We start from the raw sequence: 16,697 nt of genomic DNA, 5'->3' as shown, positions 1-16,697 counted from the left end.
GAATTGTACAGGTGAACTCTCCTATGGTTTTGTGCTGTCAATTTGGTTATCTTAGGGCTTTGTAATTTTCTTAAATATATTCAAATATATCTTCTCACAAAGAGTTACGTATATTTATTGACTTGCTATTATGTGCTTGGTATAGTAAGTACAGGTTGCTAGCGCAGCTAGAACTCCCTTTAGGGAGCAATCATTACATAACCCAAGGGTTGACTGTGATTAAGTTCATGTCCCTTGTGCCAACAGTGTAAAGGTTGATGTGATTAAGTTTGCGCCCATTACATTGTTACCAATAAAATTGATGTGTTGTGGTATCTAAGGAAACTACAGCCACAGATTGACTTGGGTAGATATGCTAAATTTAAGCATTCTCAGGCTTTTATCTCTCTAAGAATCTTGCTGGTTGGGCTGCACTGGTGAGAGCAGATTAAATTTTTATATCATAATCACAGGGTTTAAATAAATGGTGTCTCTAAGAAATACCAGTGATTTTTTAACAATAGTTGATTTATATATACAAGTTAAAATTACAAAATCTGAAGAAGCTGCATTACAGTTTACTTCGGAAAATGATGTTTCTATTGCCCTAAAAGAGAGTTACACATTATATATAATTCCTTGTCTCATAGGGATAAGAAAAAGCATTGAGGAAGTTTTAAAAGAATCAAGAGCCAATAAATATAATGCTAAAGAAGCATTTAATCGGTTAATATCTATTATTAAACAAGAAATTAATCAAATAGAAAATTTAAAACAAAAATGTGCAGATCCAATAATGTTAGCTGGGTTAAGTTTACGTCAAGGAATTTGTGCTGATGTAATAGAGGAAATAGAACCTATGTTATATCAAACTATAATTTCTGATAATAAAACCCAAGAAAACCCTGTACAAGAAGTTGGCCAAAAACGTTTAAGTAATCCCATTAACGAAACTCCAGTATCAACTTATGACTCATCAGCAGTATCCAAGCAATATAATCAGGATATAGTTAGAAATCCTATTCCTGAAACTGGTACTAATAATCAAACAGCCCTTCCATCACATAATATTTCTCAATTGTCTAAGAGAGTAATACCTGTATTAGAGATAATAATACTGCCTATAATAGGTATATTACTTAAAACAGATAACAACCCTTTTATATCTGGTATAGGTCAAGGTATATTGATTGCTCCAGTGATGAGTTTGATAAATTTACTCAACAGTAATAAAGTTGAAGCAAAAGAAATTACAGAGTTAAATTCTTCTACAAGTTTCACTATTACAGACAGACCAGATTTATTAAATAATCTAATACTTCAATCTCCTGCTAGATACATTTTTCTTTGCATCATTACAGGTGGTGTATACATTTTTTATTGGTTCTATAAGCACTGGATTTTTATTAAAAAGTTACAAAATCTAAATATTATTCCTGTATTATGTGGAGCTTTTCCAGGCATAACTATATATTCATTAACAAAACGTATTTTTGCAATAGCAAAAGAAAAAGGATATTCAACCAACAGTAAGCCAGTTGGTATTTTCTTTATGCAAATATTTATAACTATGGCAACAGGAAGAATATCTGGAATACTTGGTTTAGTACCATTACTCTTTACTTTTTACCCAACCATATACATTTACGATGCTCTTACTTATTTTGCAAAAAAAACTCATCCCAATTATCAAGATATAGGTTTCTTTTCAGGAGGAATGATTGGTTGGATAATCTTTGGGATAATTTTTTGGACTTGGATGCTTTCATAGGTTCTTACAATTAACTGATACATAGCTAGAAAAGGAGTATATATGACCTCATATTATGCGTGGTTTGTGCAAAGTTATTTACAAACTGTAGATAAAAAGAATTTCCATACCATAATTATTACTCTTTCCTCTTATTTTCCAAGAATAAGCAGCTAAAGCTAGTACCATAAAACAATTACTAGCTGATTTACCAAAAAATCAGGTTTATCCTATTCACCTAAAGTAAACAATAAAAAAGACCCCTCCAGAATGTTCTCCAAAGGGGGTTTACTATTGCTTATTGTCAAATAATATCTTTAATAAATTTTAAGAGCCTGCGCTTCTCTTCAAAACTTCCTATTCCTCATTTAATTATTTAAAATTCCTCAGCGAAATCAGAATATTATACTGATTAATAATATTTATAACTTTTACATTATTTGCTTGTATCACAAACTAATTTCTTAAATAAGGATACAGAAATAATCGTTGAACTGATTAAACTTTGTGCTTCCTGAAAATCAGCATCACCAGTAATAAAAAAATCTACATCTGCTGCAATAGCACAAGCTAAAAACTTTGCATCTTTCCTATCTCTAGGAAAATCAACTTCCACTTCCACATCAACTAGCGTTGTCACAGAATCAATTAAATTAACCCATCTTTGATATTGTGTCTCAGTTAGCTTTAAACGATGACGCTGTAAAACTTCCTTATACTCTGCTAAAATTTCTGCTGATACAATCCACTCATAATCATAATTACTGACCACAAATAAAATTACTGCCTCTGGATTTTTATTAGCCACAGCAGCAGAAACAACAATATTAGTATCAATAATAACTTTCATTCACCCCGTCTATAAGCATCAATTTCTGCTGCTATCTCTTCATCAGTTAATGGATTATCTGCGTGTGTTGCTTGTATTTCCTTAAATAACTTTTTGATTTCTGTGGCTAAAGTTTCCCTTTGATTATCCTCTGCTAACATAATTACTTCAACTCTTTGTCCTGGTTGAAATGGTAAATCAGATAATATTACCTGCTTTGGGTCTTCAATTGTGATATAGGTTTTATAAGAGTCCATAATCTATGCTCATACTTAAGGGTTTATCTAACTCTGTTCTAACAGTAAATTAAGCAGAGTAGAGAACCTAGCAGCATCAGGTAATTACATTACACCCTTAGAGGATGTTTGAAAAGTATTGTTATTAACTTCAAAGTCTCTCTGACCTATCCCCCCAGCCCCCCTTCCCTACAAGGGAATGGGGGTTTCAAAGCCTCTCTCCTTTTAGGGGAGAGGTTTGGAGAGGGGTTTTTAGTATACTTTGCGACTTTCCAAACATCCTCTTAGCTTGATAGTCTGCTTTAGCAAAAGTATCCAACCGACACTTGCATGAAAACCTGAGAAAGTAAAATATGTCTAGCTAACTCAGAAATTAGCTTTTTTCACTATTATTTATTAAATGGCTCAGGTCGGATTTGAACCAACGACCCCAGGCTTATGAGTCCCGTGCTCTAACCAACTGAGCTACTGAGCCTTGTTTTTCACACAATTCTTAATATAGCAGACAAATTTAGATTTGGCTAGTGTTTTGCTAAAAAAAATTTTGGGTTATCGATAGCCCAATTACATCATAACCTTTCAGCCTTGCTCAAAAAAACGCAGAGGGCGACCCCTCGGACGTTAGTCCGCAATTTTCGATTCAGTCGCTTATCCTGAAATTGGGGTCTTTAGCTTCCTTGCGGTTTCATTTCCCTGCTACCATTGCTGGTATCAACACATGATCAATAACGTGGATGACACCATTATCAGCCACGATATCTGTTTGGGTGATGTTGGTATCGTTTACCTTAATCACACCGTTAGTAGAATCAATCGCCAACACAGAACCTTCTAATGTTTCTGCTTCTTCTATCTGCACCAAGTCCTCAGCCCGGACATCTCCGAAGGCTACATGATACGTCAAAACTTTTTTCAAAGTAGGGATATCTTTCTGTAGTGCATCTAAAGTTCCATCTGGTAACTTAGCAAAAGCTTCATCAGTAGGTGCAAATAAAGTGAAAATATCAGCACTTTTGAGGGTGTCTACGATTTGGGCAGTTTCAGCCAGTTGTAACAGCTTATTGAACTTGCCAACTTTGGCAGCAGTTTCCACAAGATTAGCCATAAGATGGGGTTAATTAATTAACTTCCTTACCCACTAAGTTATAAATAGTTAAAAGTAATCAACCTCTATCAACAGAAAGGTTGCCAGCAATATCACCAAGTAGAACATTGATTGAGTGCTGCTAAACTAGGGTATGTCCCCAAGAACCAGTTACTATGCTCAAGCGTTCTAAGTTCGAGACAACCCAATCTCAGATTATGCACCGTGCTGAGGATTTAATTAGTGCAGCGTCTAATCGCTACCGCATTACGGTTCAGGTGGCAAATCGTGCTAAACGCCGACGTTATGAAGACTTTGATAGTGCGGAAGATGCAATGATGAAGCCAGTGCTGAGGGCAATTATTGAAATGTCCGACGAACTGACACAACCAGAAATCATTGGTGAATTATAAGCGGGTGTGAGAGAAGGTAGGATGAGCAAACATTTATCGTTAATTCATCCCCGACTCCATCCTTGGCAGACACTCACTGCTTTGATAGTGGTGAGTGTAATTGTTTTAGGTGCGGGCGTGGATAGATTTACACCAACTACACCCACTAATTTACTCAGTATTCAACCAGCACAAGCCCAAAGGATTAGTCCTAGCGATGTGTGGCAGTTGGTATATCAGCAATTACCGGACTTGCCCAAGGAAAACCAATACATCAGCAGAGAGTCTGGGAAGGTGGCTGAGAATAACACCTTGGCTAGTCGCTTGATTCGGTATCACATTTATATTAAAGAACGCGCCCCCAATTATCGCCTAGATTGGAAGCTGACTTTAGCTGATTATTTGGATGCTAACGAAGTGATGTATGAAAACACCTACCCAGGTAATGATACATTACGACAGAATCCCTTAGCAGGCGATCGCGCCACCATTAAACGCCTCACCCGCCAACAAAGAAATGCGCTAGCACAAGTCCTCACCAATATCTTTAACCCAAACCCTGATGGAACGAGTAATTAAAAGCGGTGATGGTTGGCGCATCGGTTGGAACCCCAATGCAGTTGAGTATCAAGGTTTAGTAGGTACTGATGACTGGGCGATAGAGTTAACCGCCGCCGAGTTAGATGTTTTTTGTCGGTTGTTGGCACAGCTAGCCGACACGATGAAACAACTCACAGCCGAATTAATGGACGAAGAAAAAATTGCCTGTGAAGCCGAAAGTGATTTATTATGGATGGAGGTGGAAGGCTATCCCCATGAATACAGTCTGCGCTTTATCCTAAATTCTGGACGCTGTGCAGAAGGTAAATGGCAAGCCTCTGCTGTACCTGGTCTGTTGCAAGCTGCTGGGATGCTAAAAGTTTTTTGAACTTACCCCTTGATTATCCTTCAGCTTTGCGTTATTATAGTAAATCGTGACCGGGGCGTAGCGCAGCTTGGTAGCGCGCCACTTTGGGGTAGTGGAGGTCGTGGGTTCAAATCCCGCCGCTCCGATTGATAAAATCCCTAACCTGCTAATCTTCATGAAAGATTGGTAGGTTTTTTCATGGCTTTGACTCTATGTTTACTTATTGTTGATTTTATGATGGGTAACATGAGTAATCAACCAGAATACAACATATAAGTAAAAGCTTTGTGTAGACTAAATTTCCCTATTATACACTTCCATTTTAGTCTGTTCTAGAATAGATAGTTATTAGGGCGCGTCAGAAGAGATGATTTGGCAAAAACTACCATATTTCCGGTATCTGATGCACCCTACTAATTTACTGATGAGTTACGCGCTAACTCTCAGATGAAGCCAAGGGAGTATTCTGTTCCTGTATTGGGTTTAAACCCAATTTTGTTGTTAATTAAAAAGAACTATAGCAAAACTGAATTGTGAAAATACCAGAAAATATCATAATTCCAGAAGAAAAGATTACCCGCTATCTTTTAGTTCCCCGGATAAAAGATGATAAATCAAAATTTTTAGCCCAAGCGGGATTTACACAAACTAACCCAGAAGAATTATTAACAGCTATTTGGCAACTCGCAACCACCCATGAAGTAGTAGAAGATATTACTAATGAATATGGAACGTTTTACACTATCGAAGGAAACCTACAAGGAGTAAATGGTCAAAATTTAGCAGTAATCACAGTTTGGCTACAATCAAAACATGGCGGCAACTTTCGCTTTATTACCCTAAAACCAAAAAAGGACTAAATTGGATGAAATTAGAACTATATCAGTATGTTGCTCTCAATTGTGATTTACCAGAATATAATCTCAAACGGGGCGATGTTGCTATGTTAATTGATTATGTGACTCATCCTCATGGTGGTGAAGATGGTTATGTATTAGAAGTCTTTAATGCAATAGGTGACTCTATCGCTGTTTTTACTGTTCCTATGTCAGCAGTACAAAAAATGCCTAGCGATGCAGTATTGGCTATTCGTCCATTAGCAGAGTTGAAATAGTTTCTTTAACAATCTATTAGAGTTTTTTATAAATTAATAAAAAAATATAATAGTGGCGTGGCAAGGCTAAGATAGTGAATTAGAAGTAGGTTGGGTTAAGCGCAGCACTTAACCCAACCTACTTCTATCTGTCGCCTATCAACTGTCGCCCATACTCTATTGACCTGTCTGCAAGTTAAAATCCTGTATGAAACTAAAAACTTGCGAGAAGAACTTATGCCACTAAAAAAAGGTAATATGGTGCGGGCTGTCCGTGAGAAACTAGAAAATAGTGTGGAAGCAAAAGCTAGTGATACTCGCTTTCCGGCTTATTTGTTTGACTCTAACGGTGAAGTGGTAGATATTAAAGGTGATTATGCCTTGGTGAAGTTCGGAAAAGTACCCACCCCTAATATTTGGTTACGTTTAGATCAACTGGAAGTGTCTGAATAAGCCTTTAGGCTGGGGATAAGTGCTGTTTATCCTTTGGTAGAATTTGCTTGCACTACAAAATTGTAGGGTGGATATCTTCCATCCTACATAGTGAATTTTCTAACTCTAGTGACAGGCGATCGCAATCCTAGCTGTTAACCTGAGTGGTGTAAAGATTGCATTGTCTAGCAGAATTATGTCTTCTTCTGTTGTCTCCCCTATTCTGTCTCGTTTACCGCGTGTCTCTATCATCGGTGCTGGTAGAGTTGGTAGCACCTTAGCGCAACGCATCGCTGAGAAAAATCTCGCTGATGTCGTATTATTAGATATTGTTCAAGGAATGCCTCAAGGTTTAGCTTTGGATTTGTTGGAAGCTAGAGGCATTGAGTTACATAATCGTGAAATTATAGGCACAAATGATTATACTGACACGGCTGGTTCACAAATCGTCATAATTACCGCCGGACTTCCCCGCAAACCAGGTATGAGTCGGGATGATTTGCTCAAAACTAACGCGAAGATTGTTGTAGAAGCAGCCAAGCAAGCGATCGCCTACTCTCCCGATGCTATTTTAATTATTGTCACCAATCCCTTAGATGTAATGACATATCTAGCTTGGGAAGCCACGGGTTTACCTCGTCATCGTATTATGGGTATGGCTGGGGTTTTAGACTCAGCCAGATTTGAGACTTTTATCGCCTTGGAGTTGGGTGTATTACCTGCTGATGTCAAGGCGATGGTGTTAGGTAGTCACGGTGATTTGATGGTTCCCTTGTCGCGTTATGCTACTGTTAACGGTATTCCCATCACAGAATTATTAGATGCAGATACAATTGAACGTTTGGTAGAAAGAACCCGCAACGGTGGCGCGGAAATTGTTGAATTAATCCAGACTGGTGGAGCATTTTTTGCGCCAGCTTCCGCTACGAGTGTGATGGTAGAATCGATTGTATTAAATCAGTCCAGGTTGTTACCTGTGGCGACATATTTGCAAGGTGAATATGGTTTAAAAGATGTGGTGATTGGTGTTCCTTGTCGCTTGGGTGCGGCTGGAATTGAGAGTATTTTAGAGTTAAATTTGAGTGAAAGTGAAAGAGAAGCTTTGCATATTTCAGCTCAATCTGTGCGGAAAAATATTGCGCGATCGCAAGAAATTTTAGGGGCAATAAGTTCTATATAGTAATAATTGATAAGCGTGATTGGTAGACGCGATTTATCGCGTCTTTACAAGGGGTTTATTGATGGTTATTCGTCGTCCTCATCATCGTAGCGGCTTCTGCGGGAACGGCGCATACTACCATAATCTTCTTCTTCATCTTCATCATCATAGCGGTCTTCACGGGAGGGTGGAAAGTTGCGATTATACTCCTCGTTTTCTTCGTCTTCTTCCCATTCTTCCCGATCTTGGCTTCCCCTACGTCCCCGATACTCCCGATAATCAGTGTCTTCCTCTCTTTCTTTGCGTCTTGAACCACCGATAAAATCCTTTGCTTTTCGCAAAAAATCATCTACCATAATCTCTTTCCTCCCTGAAACACAGGAGTAGGATACAAGTTAATTTTGAGAAAGGTTGTATTCACCCTCTGCTATGATGAGGCGATTTTTTTAGTCTTCCGTCCTACTTTTGAAAGAGTTTGCATTACTCCCCAGAAATAGATTTTTAGTTAGGTGATTTTGGCAGAAAAATAGTGAGCGATCGCTTATCGCTTGCAATTTCACAGATTGCATTAATTCTTACCCTTCTCTGTATCTGTATGCTTAACTCCCAAAACTTTCGCTAAGAAAAGTAACAATAACTCAAGCGCGATCGCCTGTTATTTGCTTCACTATTTGAGTTTTTTTTAAGAAAAATTACGTAATATTACTATTTTTTTATGCTGAAATTTTGGGTAATGATATTTACAAAAAAATTAAATTTAATACTGTAGATTACCAAGTCTATAGTGATTATACTGAAAATTATAAATAATCTTACTCATTCCTAATTTTCAGGAAAAATGAATCATGTATTACCAGCTTTGGAATTTCTTTCTCAAGGAGCAAGAATATTTAACTTGGAAAGAAAAGATAAAAAACCATAGCCAATTCAATAAGTTTACATGGCAGAAAATCAAAGACTTTTTAGTATTTGTCGAGCAAAATGTCTGCATCAAACACCAACTAGGTGAAGCTTATAACCTTGAGGATTTTATTAACATTGCCAAACAAAACGGTTATATTTTAACTCCTGAAGAACTAGCTTGGTTTGTAGTGACAAGAAAGCAGATTTGGGAATTCCTTGATTTAGCACAAAAAACACCAGCACTCAAAGATAAATTGCTAGCAGCGAAAAACCCGAAGCAGTTCATCAATATAGCCGCTAATTATGGTTATTCCTTTACTGTAGATGAATTAGCTTGGCTCTTAACTGACATCAAAGCATCACCTGAATTAGTCCCCATCAATAACAGTGTTGGGGAAATAGACACCGTATCAAACTACGGAAAAATAGAAATCGGATATTGGATTTGGTTAGCGGAAGAATGGGGACTTGTACGACCATTTTGCCACAAAGATCAACCCTTAGTTTTCCTATCCCAATATACTGATGATCCTTTCTTACTTGATCGATGCTTTCTACCCAAAAGCTACTTTATGCAACACTTCGTCAGTCAAAACCTATAGATAGGGAATAGGGAATAGGAAAAAGTTGATTAAGTAGGTCAACATAATTAAACATAAAATGATGATGGCATATATCCCCGACTTCTCAAAGAAGTCGGGGATATGGGTATTACATTTTTTAAAGATAAAATAAAGCATCCTAAAAATTAGGATGCTGGTAAAAATAAATCTTTGTTGAACAATACCGTGATAATTCAGTGAGAGTTTCAGCCCAGAGAAACTTTTAAACTGCTGGGTTGTGCAAGATTTCCCTGGAAGACTACACCGCGTTGATTAGCTTGCAAATGACGCAGAATTTTGTAGATAGCTTCAACTTGATCTGCCGCACCCACTTTGTTGGCGATTTCTGCCAAAGATAGGGCGGTTTTTTCGGTTTGCAGTAATTTTACTACTTTGGTTTGCAGATCAAGAATTGCCGCCGCCGCTTTTTTACCAGCTTCTACCCCTGGTTGATGGTAGGCGTTGATGTTGACTAGGCTAGCATATAAACCCACAGCACGGTCATACAAAGCAATTAACGCGCCGACAGTGCGGGCGTTAACTTGGGGAATCGTGACTGTAATCGAATCGCGCTGATTTTCATAAAGGGCTTGACGAGTTCCTTGCAGAAAACCAGAGAGATAATCACCAGATGTTACACCTGGTTCTACTTCTGGAGATACACCTTGACGGTCTTCTAAAACTTCGATTAGAGTAGCAAAGAAATTGGGTACACCTTCACGCAACTGCTGTACATAAGCGTGTTGGTCGGTTGAACCTTTGTTACCATAAACAGCAATACCTTGATAAACAGTATTACCATCTAAGTCTTTCTCTTTACCCAAGGATTCCATCACTAACTGTTGCAAGTAACGGCTGAACAACAGCAAGCTGTCTTTGTAGGGTAAAACAACCATGTCTTTTTCACCCTTACCGTTACCAGCAAAATACCATGATAAAGCCAGCAACGCCGCCGGGTTGTTTTTCACATCAGCGACACGGGTAGCGTCATCCATTTCTTTGGCACCGTCTAGCATGGCGCGGATATCAATCCCTTGCAATGCGGCGGGAACTAAGCCCACAGTGGACATTTCGGAAGTACGTCCACCCACCCAATCATACATGGGAAATCTTGCTAGCCAACCTTCAGATGTTGCTAATTTATCCAGGTTACTATCAGCACTGGTGATAGCTACTGCATATTGAGCAAAATCTAAATTTTGTCCAGCATAGGCTTTTTTGACTTCAATCATGCCGTTGCGGGGTTCTGGTGTGCCGCCAGATTTAGAGATAACTAACACCAAAGTGCTAGAGAGATGATTTCTTAGTTGAGTAAGAACTCGATCTATACCCGCAGGATCGGTATTATCGATAAAGTGAATTTTCAGGGGTGGAAATTCTGAGGCGAGGGCTTCAGCGACAAATTGAGGGCCGAGGGCAGAACCACCAATGCCAATAGATATAATATCGGTGAAGCGGCTGGCTTTGGGGGGATGAATCGCACCTGTGTGGATTTTTTCCGCAAAGGCTTCGATTTGTTCTAAGGTTTGGACAATTTCTTGTGTAATTTCTGGAGTGGGTGCTAAGTCTGGGTTTCTTAGCCAGTAGTGTCCAACCATGCGGTTTTCATCAGGATTAGCGATCGCACCCTTTTCCAATTGAGCCATATCCGCAAACGCCTTGTCAAACTTCGGCATTAACGAATTCACGAAGGCATCATCAAAACGCATCCGACTGACATCTAGATACAGTCCTAATCCCTCGTGGAAATATAACCAATCTTGGTATCTTTGCCAAAGTGCCTTCGCATCCATAGGGAAATCTCTTGTAAAGTGTCCTTCAAACACCAGTTTAATTTAACGGTAGACCCATCCCTGCTTTGTCTTATACAGTTTTAAGTCTGGAGAAACTCCTCACCCTAAACATCTGGCATAGGTATAACGCGAAGAAATTTGACAATCTCACCCCTAATTTCTATGCCAATCAGATAATTATCAATAGTAAACCGATGAAATATTCCTTCCTCATCCAGTTGTCGCAGTTCTGGTAGGGAATGCAAAGGCCACTTTTCAGCAAACTCATTAAACACAAACTCATATACTCGCTGATACGCAGCAGGTTCTAAATTTTTCAAGTCTACTAAAAAAGACATAGCATAGCGCATTTCTAGATTCACTAAACTCACCTTAGAAAGTCAGAGGGATGAGAGGGATAAGGGGGATGAGGGGGATGAGGAGGATGAGGAGGATGAGGAGGATGAGGAAGCAGGGGAAAAATAACTTTTACCCAGTACCCAGTACCCAGTCCCCAATCCCCAGTCCCTATTCCTAAACAAACATCAACATCCTAACGGCTTCATCATAAGTTAATATATCCCACGGTTGCAGCGATCGCTGGGCTTGTTGTATAGCTTTACGCATATAAAAGTCACAATGCAACGCGTGGATATCATGCCAAACGCTTTCCAGTTCTTCATCCCCTAATTGTTCAATTAAGTGATGGATTCTAATTCTTAGCAAGTTCATCTACTCTTTACATTACCCACAACACAAAAGTATTGTTCCCAAAAATTGGCAACTGTTAACGGCGATAAATGAGTCTCATCAAGCTAATGTATTGGAAAGAGTAAGGAGTAGGGAGTGGATAGTGCAGAAGCAGAGGAAGCGGAAGAGGCAGGGGGGCAGGGGGCAGGGAGAAAAGGAAATTCTTCTCCCCCTTGCACCCTGCACCCTGTTCCAATTCCTCTTGTATGCCCAATGACTAATGACTAATGACTAATGACTAATGATTGAATATCTAATTTTCTTGGCAATTTCTACAGCCACCTTTGCCCTGTTTAGTTTAGGACTGAATTTACAATGGGGTTTTACAGGGTTAATTAACTTTGGTCATATCGCTTTTATGACCTTGGGGGCTTACACTACTGTATTGTTGAGTTTACAGGGTGTTCCGTTATTGATATCCGCGATTGCTGGGGCAGTAGTTGCTTCTTTGCTGGGCTTGGTTATCGGTTTGGTAACGTTGCGTCTACGGGAAGATTACCTAGCGATTGTCACCATCGGCACAGGTGAATTGATTCGTTTGGTGGTGAATAACCAAGAATTACCTGTAGGTAATACCTGGGTATCTGGGGCGTTTGGTGTCCAAAGTTACCCTATTCCCCTATTGACACCGCCTAATTTGTGGTTTCGGTTGGTGATGATTGGTTTGCTAACGCTGTTGTTGGCGATTACTGTGTTTTCTTTGTGGCGGTGGATTCGTACCGCCCAAAAATTACGGTTTGCTGATCAGACTGCTAGAGTCGGTACTAAGGGAGAATTTACCACTCGTTTAGTCGTAGGCGGTGTTTTAGGTTTATTGGCAACGGCAATTTATATTTCTGGAGTAATCACACTGTATAACTACATTCCCAAAGCGGGTTTAATGTTGTTATCGCTGTTGGTGTTAGCGTTTGTGTTTTGGCGGTTAGAGTATTTAGTGCGATCGCCTTGGGGTAGAGTTCTCAAAGCTATCCGTGAGGATGAAGAAGTCCCCAAGGCTGTGGGTAAAAATGTCTTTTGGTACAAGTTACAATCTTTGATGTTAGGGGGTGCGATCGCCGGTGTCGCTGGTGCTTTCTTCGCTTGGCAAATCAGCGCGATTTACCCGGATAATTTCCAGCCCCAGCTAACTTTTGACGCTTGGATTATGGTCATTTTAGGCGGTTCTGGTAATAATGTCGGCACTATTTTAGGTGCTGTCATTTACTTTGCCTACGATGCCATTACTCGTGAAGTTTTACCAATAATTATTCCTCTGGATCAAGCGCGTTTAGGTGCATTCCGCATCATGGTTATTGGTTTAATTTTGATGGTGCTGATGATTTGGCGGCCTCAAGGTATCTTAGGGAAAAAGGAGGAACTCACCCTTGGTAAATAACCAATCATCCCCACTTCCCCTGTTAGCAGCTAGTGGACTTTGTAAAAACTTTGGTGGTATCAAAGCTGTGCAAGAAGCACACATTGAAGTCGCTAAAAGTAGCATCACAGGCTTGATTGGCCCCAATGGTGCTGGTAAAACTACTTTATTTAATTTACTCTCAAACTTTATTCGTCCCGACAAAGGACGGGTAATATTTGACGGTGAACCGATCCAAAATCTGCAACCCCACCAAATCGCCCAGCAGGGTTTAGTCCGCACTTTTCAGGTAGCCCGCACACTCTCCCGCTTATCGGTGTTAGAAAATATGCTGTTAGCAGGGCAGAAACAAACAGGAGAGAATTTTTGGCAGGTACAGTTTCAACCGCAGGTAGTAGGGAAAGAAGAAAAGCAATTAAAAGAAAGAGCAATGTTTTTGCTGGAATCTGTGGGATTAGCCCATAAAGCTTACGAATATGCTGGTGGTTTGTCTGGTGGACAACGTAAGCTGTTAGAAATGGGTAGGGCTTTGATGACTAACCCGAAGTTGATTTTGTTGGATGAACCAGCCGCCGGGGTGAACCCTAGGTTAATCGATGATATATGCGATCGCATTCTCCAATGGAACCGTGACGACGGCATGACCTTTCTGATTATTGAACATAATATGGATGTGATCATGTCCTTGTGCGATCGCGTTTGGGTATTAGCTGAAGGTCAAAATTTAGCCGACGGTACTCCCGCAGAAATTCAAACTAATCCCCAAGTTTTACAAGCTTACTTGGGACAATAATTACATAAATCTAATTAGACATACTGCTAATTAGATTTATGATCAATCCAGAAACACTATTAGAGTTTTTAAATCTCTATCCCCTTAACTAAACTGCTCACCTACATCTAAATTGAATAACATTTGTAGGGTTTGCATACAGCGTCTTCTAGCTTCAACATCTTGTTGCGCTCGCAACTGCACCATCGGGTCATGTAAAATTTTATTAACAATACCTCTTGTTAAGGCTTCTATTACCTCTTGATGTTTGTCGCCAAATTCTGAACCTAATCTGGACAAAGCTTTTTCTAATTCTTGTTCCCGTATAGTTTCGATTTTATTCCGCAGACTGCTAATTGTAGAAACTGTTTCTAGACTGCGCCACCAAATATCAAAAGCCTCTATTTCTTCTTCTAACAGCCGTTCAGCTTCTTGAGCCATTTTTCTGCGGCTTTCGTAGTTTTGGGCGACTACCGCCTTTAAATCATCCACGTTGAACGCATGGACATTAGGCAAATCATTCACGTCTGAGTGGACATTTCGCGGTACGGAAATATCAAATAACATCAGAGCTTGGTTAGGTGCTAAAACCATCTCTAATTTAGCCCGATCTAGTATTGGCTCAGTCGCGGATGTGCTAGTAAATACCATATCACTATCGGAAATTACTTCCATCATTTCCGATAGTAAATGTGTGCGGATGGGTTGTTCAGAAAACTGCTTTGCTAATTCTTGGGCGCGATCGCGGGAACGATTGACAATACTAATTTGTGTAGCACCTTTAGAAATTAGGTGTTGTACCAACAGCCGGGACATCTTACCAGCACCGAGAATAGCCACTCGACAGGCAGCTAAATTTTCTACCTTTATTTGTGCTAGTTCCACAGCCGCCGAACTAATAGAAACAGCACCAGTACCAATGCTAGTTTCTGTACGGACACGCTTACCAGCTGTAATTGCTTGTTTAAATAATCGATTCAAAATTGTTTTTATACCGTTATATTGCTGCCCCAGTTTGTGAGTATTTTTCACCTGAGCCAGAATCTGTCCTTCTCCCAGGACTAAGCTATCTAAACCAGCAGCAACCCGCATCACGTGCATGACTGCATCTTCATGCAGCAGTACAAATAAATGTTGTCGCAGAGAATTTACAGGTAATTTGCTGTATTCAGATAGAAACTGAGTGACTTCCCGGATGCCATGATCAGTTTCAGCAGCAACAATGTAAATTTCTAAGCGGTTACAAGTGCTGAGAATTGCAACTTCATCAATGTGGGGATAGCTGGTTAGGTGAGCGATCGCGCTTTCTGTTTGTGGTTCTGGAATACTCAGCTTTTCCCGAATTTCAACTGGGGCTGTTTTATGGCTTAACCCCACCACTGCAATATTCATTTCTTATCGGTAATTAGTAATGGGTGATTAATGATTGGGGATTGGGGATTGGGGATTGGGGATTGGGTACTGGGGATTGGGGATTGGGCGAATGGCATGGGATTTTTCTTCCCCTGCCTCCCCTGCCTCCCTTGCTTCCCTTGCTTTCCATGCTTTCCCAGTCCCCAGTCCCTAGTCCCTAGTCCCTAGTGCAGTTGGACAACTTTGGGTTGCTCGAACATGTGAATGGTGTCTACAAAGCGAGCAGTTTTAGACTGACTGGAAATAACCAGACTTTGAGTTCTTGCGCCGCCGTGGAAGAAGCGCACACCTTGCATCAGGTTTCCAGAGGTGATACCGCAAGCTGCGAACAGAACAGTTTCGCCAGATGCTAGTTCATGAGCATCATAGACCTTATCGGGGTCAGTAATACCCATAGACTTCAGACGCTCAATGTTGGCTTCTTTGCTTTCGCCAATCAAGCCAGTTTTGACTACTTCTGGATCGTAGATCAGTTGACCTTGGAAGTGTCCACCTAAAGCACGCATTGCGGCGGCGGAAATCACACCTTCAGGAGCAGCACCAATACCCATGAGCGCATGAATATTAGTACCAGCAAAGCCGCAAGAAATAGCAGCACCTACGTCACCGTCGGAAATCAACTGTACTCTTGCACCTGCTTCACGGATTTCTTTGATTAAATCGTTATGGCGATCGCGCTTCATCACAACTACTACCAGTTCTTCAATAGCGCGGTCTAGACACTCAGATAGAATCTTGAGGTTTTCCGTGGCTGACTTGTTGATGTCTACTTTACCCTTAGCTGCTGGTGGTGCGGCTAATTTCTTCATGTAGAAGTCAGGAGCCGCGAATAATCCACCTTTTTCAGAAATAGCCAGCACAGCCATTGAACCAGGCTGTCCATAAGCTACCAAGTTTGTACCTTCGCAGGGGTCAACCGCAATATCAATTTCGATTAATTCATCGGGGTTACATAAATCTTTAGCATCTGGACGGGCGCAGATACCAACTTCTTCACCGATGTACAGCATGGGCGCATCATCACGTTCGCCTTCACCGATGACAATGCGACCACGCATCTGAATTTTATTCATCCGCTCCCGCATTGCTTCCACTGCTACCTGGTCAGCAGTGTTTTTCTCGCCTTTACCCATCCACTTCGCAGATGCGATCGCGGCTTGTTCTACTACCTCAATAATCTCTAATCCAAGTGTATTTTCCACAGAGTCGCCCTCTCAACTGCTTGACTTTTGTGTCTTTTCATCTGGCCATTTCAGTTCTTAAGTCTACC

General features: G+C 40.3%; 20 protein-coding genes and 2 tRNA genes. 12 read left to right on the top strand and 10 right to left on the bottom strand.

The genetic code is table 11. From position 1 onward, the window contains the following. Positions 1–463: 463 nt before the first annotated feature. A complete protein-coding gene (locus AACS98_RS07930) occupies positions 464–1,750 on the top strand; it encodes a hypothetical protein (protein WP_066377956.1) in 1,287 nt (428 codons plus the stop codon). A 415-nt stretch (positions 1,751–2,165) separates the two neighbouring features. On the opposite strand, the gene AACS98_RS07925 is transcribed toward AACS98_RS07930, so the two are convergent. The 4 genes from AACS98_RS07925 to AACS98_RS07910 form a co-directional block, all read right to left on the bottom strand. Further along, positions 2,166–2,579, bottom strand: coding sequence for a putative toxin-antitoxin system toxin component, PIN family (locus tag AACS98_RS07925; RefSeq protein ID WP_066377954.1), 414 nt, complete (start codon positions 2,577–2,579; stop codon positions 2,166–2,168). Further along, complete coding sequence (locus AACS98_RS07920) at positions 2,576–2,815, bottom strand: hypothetical protein (protein WP_066377952.1); 240 nt, start codon at positions 2,813–2,815, stop codon at positions 2,576–2,578. The genes AACS98_RS07925 and AACS98_RS07920 overlap by 4 nt, the downstream gene beginning before the upstream one ends. 380 nt (positions 2,816–3,195) lie before the next feature. Then, positions 3,196–3,269, bottom strand: a tRNA-Met gene (locus AACS98_RS07915). A gap of 210 nt (positions 3,270–3,479) precedes the next feature. Next, positions 3,480–3,899 (bottom strand): fasciclin domain-containing protein, encoded by a 420-nt coding sequence (locus tag AACS98_RS07910; protein WP_066377951.1) that lies wholly within the window; start codon positions 3,897–3,899, stop codon positions 3,480–3,482. Positions 3,900–4,054: 155 nt separating this feature from the next. On the opposite strand from AACS98_RS07910, the gene AACS98_RS07905 reads away from it, so the two are divergent. The 8 genes from AACS98_RS07905 to mdh all read left to right on the top strand — a co-directional run bounded on the left by AACS98_RS07905 (position 4,055) and on the right by mdh (position 7,882). Then, positions 4,055–4,291, top strand: coding sequence for a DNA-directed RNA polymerase subunit omega (locus AACS98_RS07905; RefSeq protein WP_066377950.1), 237 nt, complete (start codon positions 4,055–4,057; stop codon positions 4,289–4,291). A gap of 21 nt (positions 4,292–4,312) precedes the next feature. Next, positions 4,313–4,849: a hypothetical protein gene (locus tag AACS98_RS07900; RefSeq protein ID WP_066377948.1), complete on the top strand. Its 537-nt coding sequence runs from the start codon at positions 4,313–4,315 to the stop codon at positions 4,847–4,849. Continuing rightward, the gene (locus AACS98_RS07895; protein WP_066377947.1) at positions 4,833–5,198 is read left to right on the top strand and encodes a DUF1818 family protein; all 366 of its coding nucleotides are present in this window, start codon (positions 4,833–4,835) and stop codon (positions 5,196–5,198) included. The genes AACS98_RS07900 and AACS98_RS07895 overlap by 17 nt, the downstream gene beginning before the upstream one ends. Positions 5,199–5,249: 51 nt before the next feature. Beyond that, a tRNA-Pro gene (locus AACS98_RS07890) sits at positions 5,250–5,323 on the top strand. A 387-nt stretch (positions 5,324–5,710) separates the two neighbouring features. Continuing rightward, positions 5,711–6,037, top strand: a complete 327-nt coding sequence (locus tag AACS98_RS07885; protein WP_066377945.1) for a DUF6883 domain-containing protein — start codon at positions 5,711–5,713, stop codon at positions 6,035–6,037. Positions 6,038–6,042: 5 nt separating this feature from the next. Continuing rightward, a complete protein-coding gene (locus tag AACS98_RS07880; protein WP_066377944.1) occupies positions 6,043–6,291 on the top strand; it encodes a DUF4926 domain-containing protein in 249 nt (82 codons plus the stop codon). Between the two features lie 216 nt (positions 6,292–6,507). Continuing rightward, positions 6,508–6,723, top strand: a complete 216-nt coding sequence (locus AACS98_RS07875) for an NAD(P)H-quinone oxidoreductase subunit O (RefSeq protein ID WP_066377943.1) — start codon at positions 6,508–6,510, stop codon at positions 6,721–6,723. A gap of 175 nt (positions 6,724–6,898) precedes the next feature. Beyond that, on the top strand, positions 6,899–7,882 hold the full coding sequence (gene mdh, locus AACS98_RS07870; protein ID WP_066377941.1) for a malate dehydrogenase: 984 nt from the start codon (positions 6,899–6,901) through the stop codon (positions 7,880–7,882). 65 nt (positions 7,883–7,947) lie between these two features. Here the strand turns inward: mdh and AACS98_RS07865 are convergent, their stop codons facing one another. Then, entirely contained in the window at positions 7,948–8,217 is a 270-nt protein-coding gene (locus AACS98_RS07865) for a hypothetical protein (protein WP_066377940.1), read from the bottom strand. A 489-nt stretch (positions 8,218–8,706) separates the two neighbouring features. Here AACS98_RS07865 and AACS98_RS07860 point away from each other — a divergent pair, with 489 nt between their 5' ends. Next, positions 8,707–9,366, top strand: coding sequence for a Nif11-like leader peptide family natural product precursor (locus AACS98_RS07860; protein WP_066377939.1), 660 nt, complete (start codon positions 8,707–8,709; stop codon positions 9,364–9,366). Between the two features lie 206 nt (positions 9,367–9,572). Here AACS98_RS07860 and AACS98_RS07855 read toward each other — a convergent pair whose 3' ends face one another. The 3 genes from AACS98_RS07855 to AACS98_RS07845 all read right to left on the bottom strand — a co-directional run bounded on the left by AACS98_RS07855 (position 9,573) and on the right by AACS98_RS07845 (position 11,870). Beyond that, the gene (locus AACS98_RS07855) at positions 9,573–11,159 is read right to left on the bottom strand and encodes a glucose-6-phosphate isomerase (protein WP_066377937.1); all 1,587 of its coding nucleotides are present in this window, start codon (positions 11,157–11,159) and stop codon (positions 9,573–9,575) included. A gap of 104 nt (positions 11,160–11,263) precedes the next feature. Further along, a complete protein-coding gene (locus AACS98_RS07850) occupies positions 11,264–11,521 on the bottom strand; it encodes a cytotoxic translational repressor of toxin-antitoxin stability system (protein WP_066378216.1) in 258 nt (85 codons plus the stop codon). A gap of 151 nt (positions 11,522–11,672) precedes the next feature. Beyond that, on the bottom strand, positions 11,673–11,870 hold the full coding sequence (locus tag AACS98_RS07845; RefSeq protein WP_066377936.1) for a hypothetical protein: 198 nt from the start codon (positions 11,868–11,870) through the stop codon (positions 11,673–11,675). Between the two features lie 259 nt (positions 11,871–12,129). Between AACS98_RS07845 and AACS98_RS07840 the strand changes: the two genes are divergently transcribed. Both AACS98_RS07840 and AACS98_RS07835 read left to right on the top strand, forming a co-directional pair. Continuing rightward, positions 12,130–13,263 (top strand): branched-chain amino acid ABC transporter permease, encoded by a 1,134-nt coding sequence (locus AACS98_RS07840; protein WP_066377933.1) that lies wholly within the window; start codon positions 12,130–12,132, stop codon positions 13,261–13,263. After that, complete coding sequence (locus AACS98_RS07835; RefSeq protein ID WP_066377932.1) at positions 13,253–14,035, top strand: ABC transporter ATP-binding protein; 783 nt, start codon at positions 13,253–13,255, stop codon at positions 14,033–14,035. Before AACS98_RS07840 ends, AACS98_RS07835 begins: the two co-directional genes overlap by 11 nt. A gap of 84 nt (positions 14,036–14,119) precedes the next feature. On the opposite strand, the gene AACS98_RS07830 is transcribed toward AACS98_RS07835, so the two are convergent. Continuing rightward, entirely contained in the window at positions 14,120–15,406 is a 1,287-nt protein-coding gene (locus tag AACS98_RS07830; protein WP_066377931.1) for a glutamyl-tRNA reductase, read from the bottom strand. Between the two features lie 185 nt (positions 15,407–15,591). Continuing rightward, entirely contained in the window at positions 15,592–16,629 is a 1,038-nt protein-coding gene (glpX, locus tag AACS98_RS07825) for a class II fructose-bisphosphatase (protein WP_066377930.1), read from the bottom strand. Positions 16,630–16,697 lie beyond the last annotated feature (68 nt).

It is taken from the genome of Anabaena sp. CA = ATCC 33047 (genome assembly GCF_963870205.1).
Taxonomy (GTDB): Bacteria; Cyanobacteriota; Cyanobacteriia; order Cyanobacteriales; family Nostocaceae; genus Trichormus.
This window is presented reverse-complemented; position numbering and strand designations above follow the sequence as displayed.